Origin of the sequence: Nocardia sp. CA-136227 (assembly GCF_050955695.1) — a bacterium.
Taxonomy (GTDB): domain Bacteria; phylum Actinomycetota; class Actinomycetes; order Mycobacteriales; family Mycobacteriaceae; genus Nocardia.
Genome location: NZ_CP192081.1, coordinates 6,322,428 through 6,336,611 on the forward strand (window position 1 = coordinate 6,322,428; position 14,184 = coordinate 6,336,611).

Here is a 14,184-nt window from a genome sequence, read left to right on the forward strand (position 1 = left end):
ATTACTCAGGAAGTCACCATCGCTCAGGAACCGGACGCCCTGCTGCGCCCGCACGCCGAACAGGCCTTCGCCGACGAGCTGAAGGCGCTCGCCGCGACCGATGACCGCCCGCGTCCGCCCTCCTGGAACCTGTCGCCGTGGGCCGTGGTCACCTACCTGCTGGGCGGCACGCTGTCCGACGGCACCGTGATCACGCCCAAGTACGTGGGCCCGCGCCGGATCATGGAGGTCGCGGTCTCCACCCTGGCCACCGACCGCGCGCTACTGCTGATCGGTGTCCCCGGTACCGCGAAAACCTGGGTGTCGGAACACCTCTCGGCCGCCATCGCCGGACATTCGACGCTGCTGGTGCAGGGCACCTCCGGGACCGCGGAGGAGGCCATCCGCTACGGCTGGAACTACGCCCGGCTGCTGGCCGAGGGTCCGAGCGAGGCCGCGCTGGTGCCCTCGCCGATCATGACCGCCATGCGCGCCGGCTCCATCGCCCGGCTCGAGGAGCTCACCCGCATCCCGTCGGACGTGCAGGACGCGCTGATCACGGTGCTGTCGGAGAAGACGCTGCCGGTGCCGGAACTGGGCACGGAGGTACAGGCGGCCAAGGGCTTCAACGTGATCGCCACCGCCAACGACCGCGACCGCGGCGTCAACGAGCTGTCCTCCGCGCTGCGCCGCCGGTTCAACACCGTGGTGCTGCCGCTGCCGGCCGGGGAGGACGAGGAGGTCTCCATCGTCACCCGCCGCGTCGAACAGCTCGGCGTCGCATTGGAACTGCCCGCCGTGCCCGCGGCCGTCGAGGAGATCCGCCGCGTGGTGCGGGTGTTCCGCGAACTGCGCTCGGGCATGACCGAGGACGGCCGCACCAAGCTCAAGTCGCCGACCGGCACGCTGTCCACGGCCGAGGCGATCTCGGTGATCACCAATGGCATCGCGCTGGCGGCGCACTTCGGCGACGGCGTGCTGCGGCCCGCCGACATCGCGGGCGCGGTGCTGGGCGCGGTCATCAAGGATCCGGTGGCCGACCAGGTGGTGTGGACCGAGTACCTGGAAGCCGTTGTGCGGCAGCGCCCGGACTGGGCGGACTTCTACCGCGCCTGCCGCGAGGTGCACGAATGACGGCCGCCACGATCCCGGCCGTCGCCGACGAGACCGCCCTGCCGAGCGAGACCGTGGCTTCCACCACGGCCGCCGGCCCGGCCGAGACGCGGGTGTTCGGCATCCGCCACCACGGCCCCGGATCGGCGCGATCCCTGGCGCTGGCGTTGGCGCGGTTCCGTCCCGACGCCATCCTCATCGAGGGCCCTTCGGACGCCGATCCGCTGGTCGGTTACGTCGCGGCCGAGGGCATGTCACCGCCGGTGGCCCTGCTCGCCTATCAGCCCGACAGTCCCGCCAAGGCCGCGTTCTGGCCGTTCGCGACCTTCTCCCCGGAGTGGGTGGCGCTGCGGTACGCGGCGGAACACGGTGTGTCCGTGGGCTTCTGCGATCTGCCGGCCTCGATCTGCCTGGCCGTGGAGGACGAGCCGGGCGATCGGACCGACCCGCTCGGCATCCTGGCCTCGGCCGCCGGATACGACGACGCCGAACGCTGGTGGGACGCCATCGTCGAATCCGCCTCGGACGCCGATATCTTCCCCGCGGTCAACGAGGCGATGGCCGCCCTGCGCGAACACGCGGAGGATCTTCCGGAGGTCTCGGAGGAATCCGATTCCGTCGTCCCGGCCGAGGGGTCCGGGACAGCGGAGGAGGAGCCTTTCTCGGCCGCCACGGCGCGGATCACGGTGGACGCGCACACGCTGCGGCGTGAGGCGCACATGCGGCAGATCATGCGAAAAGCCTTGAAGGACGGGGCGAAACGGCTGGCCGTGGTGTGCGGCGCGTGGCACGCGCCCGCGCTGGAGGGCAAGCTGGGCCCGGCCGCGGCCGATGCCCGCCTGCTCAAGGGCCTGCCCAAGAGCAAGGCCACGCTGACCTGGGTGCCGTGGACGCATTCACGGCTGGCGAGCTCGTCCGGCTACGGCGCGGGCATCACCTCCCCGGGCTGGTACCACCACCTGTTCACCGAGACCGACCAGCCGATCGCCCGCTGGCTCACCAAGGTCGCGGGCACCCTGCGCGCCCACGATCTGCCGGTGTCGAGCGCGCACATCATCGAATCCATCCGGCTGGCCGAGACTCTCGCGACCCTGCGGGAACGGCCGCTGGCCGGGCTGTCGGAGGTCACCGAGGCCACCCGGTCGGTGCTGTGCGACGGCGACGAGATCCTGTTGCGGCTGGTCAGCACCGAACTGGTGGTGGGCGAGGCGCTGGGGACGGTGCCCGAGGGCACGCCGACGGTGCCGCTGGAGGCGGACCTGCGGGCCCAGATCAAGACGCTGCGGCTCAAGCAGCAGGCGCTGGAACGGACCGTCGACCTGGATCTGCGCACCGACGGCGGGCTCGCGAGATCGCGTCTGCTGCACCGGCTCCGGCTGCTGGGCATCGAGTGGGGGCGGCTGACCGACAGCCAGGTCCGCAATGCGGGCACCTTCCGCGAGACCTGGACCCTGCGCTGGCGGCCGGAACTGGCGATCGCGATCGTGGAGGCGTCGCGCTGGGGCACCACCCTGCGGTCGGCCGCCGAGGCGAAGATCCTCGACGCCGCCCGGGACCCGGACGCCACGGTCGGGAAGGTGGCGTCCGCGCTGGAGGAGGCGCTGCTGGCCGATCTCGGCGGGGCCACCGACGGACTGATCGCGCGGCTGGAGACGGTCGCGGCCCTGGATCACGATGTCACCCACCTGATGTCGGCACTGCCCGGGCTGCTGCGCATCGCCCGCTACGGCGACGTGCGCGGCACCGACGGCGCGGCGCTGACCCGGGTGGCGGACAGCCTGCTGGTCCGCAGTTGCGCCGGCCTGCCGGGCGCGGTGACCGGACTCGACGCCGACGCGGCCGCCGCGCTGCGCGGCCGGATCGACGCGGTGCACCTGGCGCTGTCGAACCGCGACGACGAATGGGCCTCGGGGACTTGGCTGTCCACCCTCGAGACGCTGGCCGATCGCGACGACGTCAACGGCGGCATCGTCGGCCGCGCCGTGCGGCTGCTCTGCGACGCCGAGCGCATCGGCGGCGAGGAGTCCGGCCGCCGACTATCCGCGGCGTTATCCGTCGGCCGCACCGCGCCGGACAAGGCGGCCTGGATCGACGGCTTCCTCGGCGGCCGCGGCCTGCTGCTGGTGCACGACCGAAACCTGCTGTCGCTCATCGACGGATGGCTGTGCGGACTCGACGAGGACCAGTTCGTGGCCACCCTGCCCCTGCTGCGCCGGACCTTCGGCGCGTTCGAGGCCGGGGAGCGGCAGGCCATCGGCCAGGCCGTCCGTCACGGCGCGCCGACGGCCGCGGCCACCGGCAACGCGGAGTACGACGCGATCCGCGGCGCGCTGGCCATGCGTTCCGCCGCCGAGATACTCGGGGTGGCCCGATGAGCCGGCACGGCGGTAGCCGGAACAGGCCGCGGAGTCTTCGACCGCGGCCGCGGGGCGGGCGCGCGTGCGAGCCGGGCCGGCCACTCGACTCCCTGTGGGGCACAGGCATTTACCACTCATACACATCCTGGGGGATGGCATGAACGAGATCGACGAAGGACAGCTGCGGCGGTGGCGGCTGGTGCTCGGCAGCGGCGGGGAGGCCGGGCTCGGAGGCGGCGGCCTGCGCAGCGCCGATGATCAAGCGATGGACCGCGCGCTGGGGTCGCTCTACGACTCCGGGCAGGGCGGGGGCGGACGGCGCTCGGGCGGGCTCGGCGGGTCCGCGCCGCAGGTGTCGCGGTGGCTGGGCGATATTCGCCGCTACTTCCCCTCGACCGTGGTAGAGGTGATGCAGCGGGACGCGGTGGATCGGCTCAACCTCACCGAATTGCTGCTGGAGCCCGAGCTGCTGGAGGCGGTCGAACCGGATGTGCACCTGGTCGGCACGCTGCTGAGCCTGAACCGGGTGATGCCGGAGACCACCAAGGCCACCGCGCGCATGGTGGTGGAGAAGGTGGTCAAGGAGATCGAGCGGCGGATCGCGGCACAGACCGTGGCCGCCGTGGGCGGGGCGCTGAATCGGGCGGCGCGGGTGTCGCGCCCCAAGCTGCGGGACATCGACTGGGACCGCACGATTCGCAAGAACCTGGCGAACTATCTGCCGGATCACCGGACCGTGGTGCCCGAGCGGCTGGTCGGGTACGGCCGCAAGGCGCAGGCGGTGAAGCGGGACGTGGTGCTGGCCATCGACCAGTCCGGGTCGATGGCGTCGAGTGTGGTGTACGCGTCGGTGTTCGGCGCGGTGCTGGCGTCCATGCGGTCGCTGCGCACCTCGCTGGTGGTATTCGACACCGCCGTCGTGGATCTCACCGAGAAGCTGTCGGATCCGGTGGAGGTGCTGTTCGGCACGCAGCTGGGCGGCGGCACCGATATCAATCGGGCCATCGCGTACTCCCAGTCGCTCATCACCCGCCCGGCCGATTCCCTGTTCGTCCTGATCTCCGATCTCTACGAGGGCGGCGTCCGCGCGGAGATGCTGCGGCGCATTCGCGCCATGAAGGAATCGGGGGTGCAGGTGGTGGTGCTGCTGGCGCTGTCGGACGAGGGCGCTCCCGCCTACGACCGCGACAATGCGGCGGCGCTGACAGCCCTGGGTGTGCCCGCTTTCGCGTGCACGCCGGACAAGTTCCCGGACCTGCTCGCGGTGGCGCTGGACCGCGGTGACGTGCAAGGTTGGGCGCATCTCAACGCGGGCTGAGGGCTGGTCAGCGACAATTGAGCGGCGTCGGGCACTGATAGGCTGCCCTGCGGATTCAGGCTCGTGGCAGATTTGGTTTTGGGAAGCGGGTGCTCGGTTTGCGCTCTGGTGATGTGTTCGCCGGCTACGTCATCGAACGCGAGCTCGGCCGTGGCGGCATGGGCTCGGTGTATCTGGCCAAACACCCGCGGCTGCCCCGGATGACCGCCCTCAAGCTGCTCAACCAGGAGATGTTCTCCGACGACGAGATTCGCGCCCGCTTCATTCGCGAGGCGGATCTCGTCGCCCGGCTGGACCACCCGAATATCGTCACCGTCTACGACCGCGGCGATGAGGGCGAGCAGCTGTGGATCTCGATGCAGTTCATCGACGGCGTGAACGCCTCCTCCATCAGCCCCGGCACGCTGCCGCCGCTGCGGGCGGTCCAGATCATCACCGAGACCGCCAAGGCCCTCGACTACGCGCACGGCCTCAATGTCCTGCACCGGGACGTGAAGCCGGCCAATATCCTGCTGGCCCGCTCGTCCTCCAAGACCGGCTCCAGCGAGCGGGTCTACCTGACCGACTTCGGTATCGCCCGCCTGCGTGACGACACCGGGCATCTGACCCAGACCGGTACCGTCACAGCCACTCTCGCCTACGCCTCGCCCGAGCAGCTGACCGGCGCGTCCCTCGACGGCCGCTCCGACCAGTACTCGCTGGCCTGCACCCTGTTCCAGCTGCTCACCGGCGCGGTCCCGTTCGAGGGCACCAGCCCGGCCGCGGTCATCCGCGGCCACCTGCAGCAGCCGCCGCCCCAGGCGAGCCCGCTGCGTCAGGCCCTGCCCCGTGCCATCGACGCCGTCCTGACCAAGGCGCTGGCCAAGCGCCCCGCCGACCGCTACCGCTCGTGCGTCGAATTCGCCACGGCCGCCGAACGAGCCCTCTCTGCTCCAGCCGCCCCGCCGCGTCCCCCGACGCCCGCGCACCCGCAGCCGATCGTGGCCCCGCGTCCGCCGACCCCGGCCCGCCCTCAGCCGGTGATCCAGCGCCCGCCGACGCCCACCCCGTCGACCCCGCGCCCGCTGGTCGGCCCCGGTCCCACCTACACCAACCAGGGGCCCGCGTACCCGTCGCCGCCGACCTCGGCTCCGTCGTATCCGAACCAGCAGGCCCCGTCGTACCCGCACCACCCGATCCACAACCAGCAGACCTCGACGCCCGCCTATCCGAACCAGCCCGCGCCGCAACACTTCACGAGCCAGCAGGGCCCGTCGTACACGCCGCCCCAGACCTACGCGCACCACACCCCGCAGCCGAATTACGCTCCACAGCAGCGGAATTCGAACAGCACGGCCTGGCTGATCGCCGCCATCGTCACGGTGCTGGTGATCGTCATCATCGTGATCGCGGTGATCATCAAGAGCAGCAAGTCCAAGGCCGACGCCCCGCTGCAGCCCGACACCATCGTGTATTCGGCCTTCGCGGACCATCGCACGCCCGAGAGCATCCTCGGCGACAAGGCCTTCCGCATCACCCTGTGAAACCTGGGGGATCTCCCCCACCCGGATTCCAGGGATCCGCCGGATTCCTCGAGGATGCAGGCGGACATAGCGTCAAGTCATGATCGAACGCTGTGCCGCCGTCCTCGGCGCTCTGCTGATCGCCGGGGCGACCGCCGGTTGCGCCGAGCCCGCGGAGTCCTCCCTCGCCCAACGGTTGCGCCAGGACACCGAGGCGATCCACGCCCTCGGCATCAGTGGTGTGCAGGCTCGCGTCATCGAGCCCGACGGCACGCAATCGGTCGCCACCAGCGGGACGGCCGACCTGGCGACCGGCGACCCGGTCCCGTCCGACGGGTACTTCCGGATGGCCAGCACCGCCAAGACATTCGTCGCCACCGTGGTCCTGCAACTGGCGGGCGAGGGCACGCTCACCCTCGACGACACCGTCGAGCGGTGGCTGCCGGATGTGGTGCGGGGCAATGGGAACGATGGCGCCCGGATCACCCTCCGTCAGCTGTTGCAGCACACCAGCGGTATTCACGACGACCTGCCCGGGTACACCACACCCGAGGAGTACACCCAGCAGCGCCACGACACCTACACCCCCGCGCAGCTGATCGCCCGCGCCATGGCCCATGCGCCCGACTTCGCGCCCGGCTCGGGCTGGCAGTACTCCAATACCGGCTACATCCTGCTCGCCGAGATCATCCAGCGCGCCACGGGCCGGGCCGCTCACACCGAGATCGAGAACCGCATCGTCAGCCCGCTCGGCCTGCGCGGTACCCGGTGGCTCGGCGACTCGCCCACGCTCCCGCAGCCGCACGCCCGCGCCTACCAGTTCTTCGGCCCCGGTTCCGAAGTCGACGTCACCGACCAGGTCGCGCTGGAACCGGAGAACCTGTCCTGGGTCACCACCACCGCGGACGAGAACACCTTCTTCCGAGCCCTGCTCGGCGGCCGCCTGCTCCCGGCCGACCGGCTGGCGGAGATGAAGCGGACCGTGCCGGTGAGCGGGGATCTCGAAACCATGTGGCCGGGTGGCCGATACGGCCTCGGCCTCGCCGAACGCCCGCTGAGCTGCGGCGGCGTCTACTGGTCCCACGAGGGCGGCGACGGCGGCTACATCACCCTCAATGGCGTCACCGGCGACGGCGCCCGCAGCGCCGTGGTCTCCATGTCCGAGGCCCTCGGCGATTCCCCGGAGCACATCCTGGCCCAGGAATCCGCGGCCGCCACCCTGATCGACCACGCCCTGTGCCCGTAACCGAACGCTGTTATCGTCTGCCTGTACTGCGGTTTCGGTGCTGGTCAGGACGATGAAGCGAGGGTTGCGGGCGTGGATGGCGGGGCCGGGCGGGGCGATCACGCGGTCGAGGTTCGCCTCAGCACGATCGCCCGCGAGTGGGGGCGGATCGGGTGCATCGGATTCGGCGGGCCGCCCACCCACATAGCGCTGCTGCGGCGGTTGTGCGTCGAGGAGCGGAAGTGGATCGCGCCCAACGAGTTCGAGGACGCGATCGCGGCGACGAATCTGCTGCCGGGCCCGGCGTCCACACAGCTGGCCATCTTCTCGGCCTGGCGGTTGCGGGGGACGGCCGGGGCGCTGGTGGGCGGGGCGTGCTTCATCGTGCCCGGTCTCGTGGTCATTCTGGCGTTGGCGGCGTTCTTCCTCGCCGGGGGCGTGCCGCGCTGGGCGCTCGGCGCGGCGGCCGGTGCGGGCGCGGCCGTGGCGGCGGTGGCCGTCCATGCCGGAGTCGGGTTGGCGCCCGCCAGCTGGCAGCGTGCCGGAACGGAGCGGGCGTCCCGACTGCGCTGGATCGCCTATCTGGTGGTGGGCGCGCTCGCCGCGGCCTTGATCGGTCCGTGGCTGGTGCTCGTCCTCGTCGCCGCGGGTCTCCTGGAAGTCGTTGTCCGCACCGGTATTCCGGGCCGATCGACCTCGTCGGCGGCACCGCTGCCGTTGGCGTTCACCCTGCCCACCCTCGGCGGTCTGGCGGCGGTGAGCTGGGTCGCCTTCAAGGTCGGAGCCCTCTCCTACGGCGGCGGTTTCGTCATCATTCCGCTCATGCAGTCCGACGCGGTCACCCACTACCACTGGATGACCGACGCCCAATTCCTCAATGCCGTTGCCCTGGGCCAGATCACGCCGGGTCCGGTCGTGCAGACGGTCGCGGTGGTCGGCTACGCCGCCGCGGGCATCCCCGGCGGCCTGCTCGCCGCCCTGGTGGCCTTCACCCCGTCGTTCCTGTTCGTCGTCTTCGGCGGCCCCCGCTTCGACCAGCTCCGCGAAAACCCCCGAGTCCTGGCCTTTCTCGCGGGCGCGGGCCCGGCCGTCATCGGCGCCATCCTGGGCTCCGCCATTCCCCTCGCCCTGGCGCTCCAGCACGCCTGGCAGTTCGCCGTCCTGGCCGCGGCCGCGGTCTTCCTGCTGGCCGCCCGCCGTGGCGTGGTCACCACCCTCCTCGCCGCCGCCGCCATCGGAATCGGCGCCGCCGCGGTGGGCCTCCCGATCAGCTGACCGCAAAGCAAAGGGCCGACGCGGATTCCGCGTCGGCCCTTTCTCCCTACCCCGGGCTCTCGTCCCCCAGGCCAGTCACGTTAGTGAAACACTGCCGTTTCCGAAGGCCCCCGCTTTCATGGGCGAAGGAACCGACGGCCTGGGGTACGGAGCAGGTCACAGGTCGGCGATGGCGGCCAGCGGGGGTGTGCGAGCGGCTCGGATGGCGGGCCACAGGGCGGCCAGCACACCGACGAAACCGGAAGCCAGGAGCATCAGGATGATCTGACCCCAGGGGACGGCGATGGTCGCGATGCCGAGATCCTTTAGGGTGCTGAGGAATCCGATGCCGAGACCGATGCCGAGGATGACGCCGACCACCGCGCCGAAGATGGCGATCAGCATGGATTCCAGGTAGATGCTGCGGCGCACCTGTGGGCGTTGCATGCCGACCGCGCGGAGCATGCCGATCTCGCGGCGGCGTTCCACGACCGACAGGGCCAGCGTGTTGACGATGCCGAGGATGGCGATCACCACCGCCAGGGCCAGCAGGCCGTAGAGGATGGCCAGCAGGGTGTCGATCTGCTTGCCCTGCGCGCCCTTGAAGTCCTCGCGGTCCTGGACCTGGACGATCACATACTGCTCGGTGGCCTTCTCCAGGTTGGCGCGCATGGCCGGCAGGTCCGCGCCCGGCTGGGCGGCGACCAGGACCAGGAAGCTGCTCTGATAGCTGACCGGCACGGTCCGGTCGTACAGGGACATGGAGGTCACCAGGTTCTGCAGCAGCTGTGTGTCCTTGTAGATGCCCGCCACGGTGACCGGGAACTTGCGGTAGTCCAGGCTGGTGATGTCGACGCTGTCGCCGAGATGCCAACCGTGGTCGGCCGCATAGGTTTCCGAGACCATGATGTCGTCCGCGCCGAGCTGGTCGGTGCCTTCGCGCATGGTGTAGTCGAGCACCTTGGTCATCTGCCCCTCGGGCGCGGTGCCCAGCACCTGCTTGCCGTCGACCTTCAACGCCACCCCGTGGAAGGCCACCACATCCTTGACCTGCGGCACCTGGGCGACGGTGGCGGTGGCGGCGAGCGGGACGCCGATCAGGCCGCCGGGCGGGCCCGCCAGCATGTAGTCGGCCTTCACGCCGTGGTCGACCAGTTCGCTGATGCTGGCCTTGGCCGAGGACCCCAGCATGCCGATGGCCGACACCAGCATCAGGCCCAGCGTCAATGCGAACGCGGTCGCCGCGGTGCGCCGCGGATTGCGAATCGCGTTGTTGCGCGCCATCCGTCCGACCGGGCCGAACGGCCGGGTCAGCACCCCGAGCGCCGACACCACCGGCCGCGACAGGGCGGGCGAGGCGAACAGCACCGCGAGAATCAGTGCGGCCGCGCCGATCCCGACCACCGAGGCGGCCGTCCCGCCGGTACCGCGCGCGCCGAGCACCACCAGCACCACACCGGCCACCGCCAGCACCGCGCCGACAATGGTCCGCAGCCGCAACGACTCTCCGGACGAATTGGACTCCGACCGCATGGCCTCCACCGGCGGCACCTTGGCCGCCCGCCGCGCCGGGGCGTACGCGCTGAGCACGGTCACGACGGTGCCGACCACGATCGCCACCACCACGGTCCGCGTCTCCAGCGACATGGTCCCGGTGGGCAGCCCCAGCTTGAACGCGTTGAGCAGTCCGGACAATCCGAACGCCAGCCCGACGCCGGCGGCCAGACCCAGTGCGCTGCCGATCAATCCGACGATCAGCGACTCCCCCACCACCGACCGCGCGATCTGCTGCCGGCTCGCGCCGACCGCCCGCAGCAGCGCCAGCTCCCGCAGTCGCTGCGCCACCAGCATGGAGAAGGTGTTGTAGATGATGAACGTGCCCACCAGCAGCGCGATGGACCCGAACGCCAGCAGGAAGTAGTTGATGAACTTCAGCGCGTTGCCCAGCTGCGCCTTGAAGTCCTCGCGCACCTCGTCGGCGTTCTGCACCTTGTACTCGGGCAGCGCCGCCTTGATCTCGTCGCGCAGATCGTCGGCCTTCACACCGGGCGCCGCCGCGACGTCCACCCACGCCACGTGCTTGCCGTCGGTGAACAACTGCCGCGCCTGGGTGTCCTCGAACAGCAGCTGCACGAAGCCACCGGTATTGGAGGAGCCGTCGATCTCATAGATGCCGGACACGGTCACATCGACATTGCCCTTGGACGGCACCAGCACCTGGGTGCGATCGCCGACCTTCAAGCCGGCCCGCTCCGCGCCGCCGTTGTTGATGGAGATCTCACCCGGCTTGGCGGGCGGAACACCGTCGACATACTTCTCCGGCTCGGCCACCGACTTCTCCGGCGGCAGATACGACTGCCCGAAAGCCGGTGCGCCACCGGTCTGTACGGCGTGCCCGTCCTTCAACAGGACCACGGGCCCGTTGACGCTCGGCGCGACGGTCCGCACCCCGTCCAGCTGGGAAATCTTGGTCACCACATCGTCCGGCACGCCCAGCGACTGCTGCCCCTTGGGCTGCACCCGAACGTCCACGCCCTTGGCCTGATTGGCGAAGATGCCGTCGAAGGTGCTCTGCAGCGTGTCGGTGAAGATGAACGACCCGGAGATGAAGGCGGTGCCGAGCACCACCGACAGCAGGGTCAGCACCAGCCGCACCTTGTGCGCGGCGAGATTGCGCAAGGCGACCTTGCGCATCGGGGAGCCGGCCATCAGAGCTCGTCCTCCCCGGCGGTCGTCTCCAGCGACTTCATCTTGTCCAGAATGGAATCCGCGGTGGGCTCGCGCAGCTCGTCCACGATCTGCCCGTCGGCGAGGAACACCACCCGGTCGGCGTGCGAGGCCGCGCGCGGATCGTGGGTCACGATGACCACGGTCTGCCCGAACTCGTCGACCGCGGCGCGCAGGATCGACAGCACCTCACTGGAGGAGTGCGAGTCCAGGTTGCCGGTCGGCTCGTCGCCGAAGATGATGTCCGGCTTCCCGGCCAGCGCGCGGGCGCAGGCCACACGCTGCTGCTGGCCGCCGGACAGTTCGGCGGGCCGGTGCGTCAGGCGGTCGTTCAGGCCGAGCCGCTTGGTCACCGTGGAGAGCCACTCCTCGTCGGGCTTGCGGCCCGCGATGTCCAGCGGCAGCGTGATGTTCTCCAGCGCGGTCAGGGTGGGGACCAGGTTGAACGCCTGGAACACGAAGCCGATCCGGTCGCGGCGCAGGTTCGTCATCTGCTTGTCCGAGAGCCGGGTCAGATCGGTGTCACCGATGTGGACCGTGCCCGCGGTGGCCGCGTCGAGCCCGGCCAAGCAGTGCATGAGCGTCGACTTTCCGGAGCCCGAAGGGCCCATGATCGCGGTGAACTCCCCCTTCGCGAACTCGGCCGTGACCCCGGCGAGCGCGCGGACCTGTGTATCGCCGGAGCCGTAGACCTTCACCAGGTCGGTCGCGCGAGCCGCGGCCGTGTCGGTGCCTGTGTCGAGAGTGACGGATTCCGAGACGTTCGAAGTCATGCTGTCCAGTGTGTCGAGCTTCGCGGGCGGATGCCATCCGGGATGTCCCTGATGGCCGTGTCCTCACGAAGTCCACACAAACGACCGGGTCGGAGCCTCAATTGATGGGGGCTGACCGCCACCAGTCCAGCAACTGGTCATCCGTGGCGAGGAAGCCGGTGCTGTACATGAGGAAGGCGTGCTTGCCGTCCTTGGCGTCCTTACCCTCCTTGCCCTCCTTGGCGTGGAACTCCGTCACCAGCCGCGGGCGCAGCAGCGCGCTGCCGCTGATCTGGTAGTTCGTGTACTTCCCGCCGCGCACCTTGACCTCGGAGCGGGTGTAGCCGGGCAGCGCTGCCAGCGCCTCTTCCAGCTCGGCGGTCGAGGAGTACATGACGAACCGGTACGCCGGATGACCGACACCGCCCGCGCAGTCCCAGGCCACCGACCAGTTGCCCAGATCCGGGTCCCCGGAACCGGAGTCCGGCGGCGGCGCGGAGTGCTGGTAGGTCGTGCAGGCCGCGCCCTGGTAGCCGATGCCGGCATTGGTCTCGGCGGACGGGTCGGCGGGCGGCAGCATCTGCGGGAAGCGCTGGCTCAGCAGCTGCGCGTCCGCGCCCGCGTGCTCGGGGACTCCGGCGGGCTCGGTCGCCTCGGTCGGCGCGGGCGCCTCGTCCGTGCTCGGCGCGGGCGCGGCGGTCGTGGTCGCGGGGGTGTTCGAGGTGGCGGCCCGGTCGAGCACGGCCAGGCAGCCCGCGATGCCCACCAGCGGCAGCACCACGATCGCGACCCCGCCGATCAGGCAGCCGCGCAGCTTGGAACGCTTCTTGCGGGGCGCGGGTGGGGGCGGCGGCAGCGGACGCGGCGGCGTGGTCACCGGAGCCATCGCGGTGTACTGCATCGTCCGGCGCGCTCCCGGAACGGAATTCGGATCGCCGCCCGCCGGGGTGTTCAGCACCGCCGTCGGAGCCGGGCCGGAAGGTCTCGGCGGCCCACCGTGCCCGAACGGCGCGGGCGCGAGGAACTGCGTCGCACCCGCCGGATTCTCCAGCGCGTCCTGCGCCGCGGCCGCGAACTCGCCGCACGAATCGAACCGTCCCTCAGGGTGTTTCGCGAGCGCCCGGGCCAGGACCGCGTCCAGGGCCGCGGGCAGGCCGGGCCGCAGCCCGCTCACCGGCGGCGGCGTCTGGTTCAGGTGACCGTGGATGATGCCGACCGGATGTTCGGCGTCGAACGGCACGTTCCCGGTCAGCAGCCGGAACAGGGTGCAGGCCAGCGAATACTGGTCCGACCGCGGATCGAGGGGCTGGCCCGAGAGCTGTTCGGGCGAGGCGTAGGTCAGTGTCGCGGTGAACGAGCCGGTCTGGGTGAGCTTGCTCGCGTCGTCGCGCAGCCGCGCGATGCCGAAGTCGGCGAGGAAGACCCGTTCCTCGCCGTCGGCCCGCTCCAGCAGAATGTTGGCGGGCTTGACATCCCGGTGCAGCACCCCGCGCTTGTGCGCGAAGTCCAGTGCCCGGGCGGTCTCGGCGATGATCCGGATCGCCTCGCGCGGCGGCAGATTCGCCGCCTCCAGCTGGGAGGCGTCCGGTCCGTCCACATACCGCATGGCGATCCACGGCTGGGCGTCGTCGATGCCCCGGTCGTAGATCGGCACGATGTTCGGGTGATCGAGCCGGGCGATCAGATCGCCCTCCCGCTCGAACCGGCCCCGGATCTCCGCATCGCCGAACAGCTCCCGGCCCAGCAGCTTGAGCGCGATCAGCCGAGGCAGGCGCGGATGCCGGGCGAGGAATACCGCCCCCATCCCGCCGCGCCCGAGCTCGCGTTCGATCTCGTACCCGGCGAACACTTCCCCGCTGCGCAGCACAAAGACCCTTCCTGTATCCAACTGCCTCCGCTTCGCTCCGGCGGGTTCGTGCGCGACACTAGCGTGCTCGGACAGGGGTTTCGAACTGCC

Annotated in this window: 9 protein-coding genes; 6 read left to right on the plus strand and 3 right to left on the minus strand. The window is 70.6% G+C overall.

Annotated elements, in window-relative coordinates:
• The 6 genes from ACQP06_RS29340 (at position 1) to chrA (ending at position 8,769) form a co-directional block, all read left to right on the plus strand.
• Positions 1-1,113, plus strand: coding sequence for an ATP-binding protein (locus ACQP06_RS29340; protein WP_433673463.1), 1,113 nt, complete (start codon positions 1-3; stop codon positions 1,111-1,113).
• Positions 1,110-3,467 (plus strand): DUF5682 family protein, encoded by a 2,358-nt coding sequence (locus tag ACQP06_RS29345; RefSeq protein ID WP_433667901.1) that lies wholly within the window; start codon positions 1,110-1,112, stop codon positions 3,465-3,467. The genes ACQP06_RS29340 and ACQP06_RS29345 overlap by 4 nt, the downstream gene beginning before the upstream one ends.
• Positions 3,468-3,606: 139 nt before the next feature.
• Complete coding sequence (locus ACQP06_RS29350; protein ID WP_433667902.1) at positions 3,607-4,767, plus strand: VWA domain-containing protein; 1,161 nt, start codon at positions 3,607-3,609, stop codon at positions 4,765-4,767.
• A 98-nt stretch (positions 4,768-4,865) separates the two neighbouring features.
• On the plus strand, positions 4,866-6,290 hold the full coding sequence (locus ACQP06_RS29355) for a protein kinase domain-containing protein (protein WP_433667904.1): 1,425 nt from the start codon (positions 4,866-4,868) through the stop codon (positions 6,288-6,290).
• 79 nt (positions 6,291-6,369) lie between these two features.
• Positions 6,370-7,515: a serine hydrolase domain-containing protein gene (locus ACQP06_RS29360; RefSeq protein ID WP_433667906.1), complete on the plus strand. Its 1,146-nt coding sequence runs from the start codon at positions 6,370-6,372 to the stop codon at positions 7,513-7,515.
• 72 nt (positions 7,516-7,587) lie between these two features.
• Positions 7,588-8,769: a chromate efflux transporter gene (gene chrA / locus ACQP06_RS29365; RefSeq protein ID WP_433667907.1), complete on the plus strand. Its 1,182-nt coding sequence runs from the start codon at positions 7,588-7,590 to the stop codon at positions 8,767-8,769.
• A 156-nt stretch (positions 8,770-8,925) separates the two neighbouring features.
• Here chrA and ACQP06_RS29370 read toward each other — a convergent pair whose 3' ends face one another.
• From ACQP06_RS29370 to ACQP06_RS29380, 3 genes are all read right to left on the minus strand, one after another.
• The gene (locus ACQP06_RS29370; RefSeq protein ID WP_433667908.1) at positions 8,926-11,457 is read right to left on the minus strand and encodes an ABC transporter permease; all 2,532 of its coding nucleotides are present in this window, start codon (positions 11,455-11,457) and stop codon (positions 8,926-8,928) included.
• Entirely contained in the window at positions 11,457-12,248 is a 792-nt protein-coding gene (locus ACQP06_RS29375; RefSeq protein ID WP_433667909.1) for an ABC transporter ATP-binding protein, read from the minus strand. The genes ACQP06_RS29370 and ACQP06_RS29375 overlap by 1 nt, the downstream gene beginning before the upstream one ends.
• 97 nt (positions 12,249-12,345) lie before the next feature.
• A complete protein-coding gene (locus ACQP06_RS29380) occupies positions 12,346-14,094 on the minus strand; it encodes a serine/threonine-protein kinase (protein WP_433667911.1) in 1,749 nt (582 codons plus the stop codon).
• Positions 14,095-14,184 lie beyond the last annotated feature (90 nt).

Excerpts from the sequence above, each read along its gene's own strand:
- ACQP06_RS29345 (WP_433667901.1), top strand. The coding sequence starts at position 1,110 with ATGACGGCCGCCACGATCCCGGCCGTCGCCGACGAGACCGCCCTGCCG.
- ACQP06_RS29350 (WP_433667902.1), top strand. The coding sequence starts at position 3,607 with ATGAACGAGATCGACGAAGGACAGCTGCGGCGGTGGCGGCTGGTGCTC.
- ACQP06_RS29360 (WP_433667906.1), top strand. The coding sequence starts at position 6,370 with ATGATCGAACGCTGTGCCGCCGTCCTCGGCGCTCTGCTGATCGCCGGG.
- ACQP06_RS29370 (WP_433667908.1), bottom strand. The coding sequence starts at position 11,457 with ATGGCCGGCTCCCCGATGCGCAAGGTCGCCTTGCGCAATCTCGCCGCG.
- ACQP06_RS29375 (WP_433667909.1), bottom strand. The coding sequence starts at position 12,248 with ATGACTTCGAACGTCTCGGAATCCGTCACTCTCGACACAGGCACCGAC.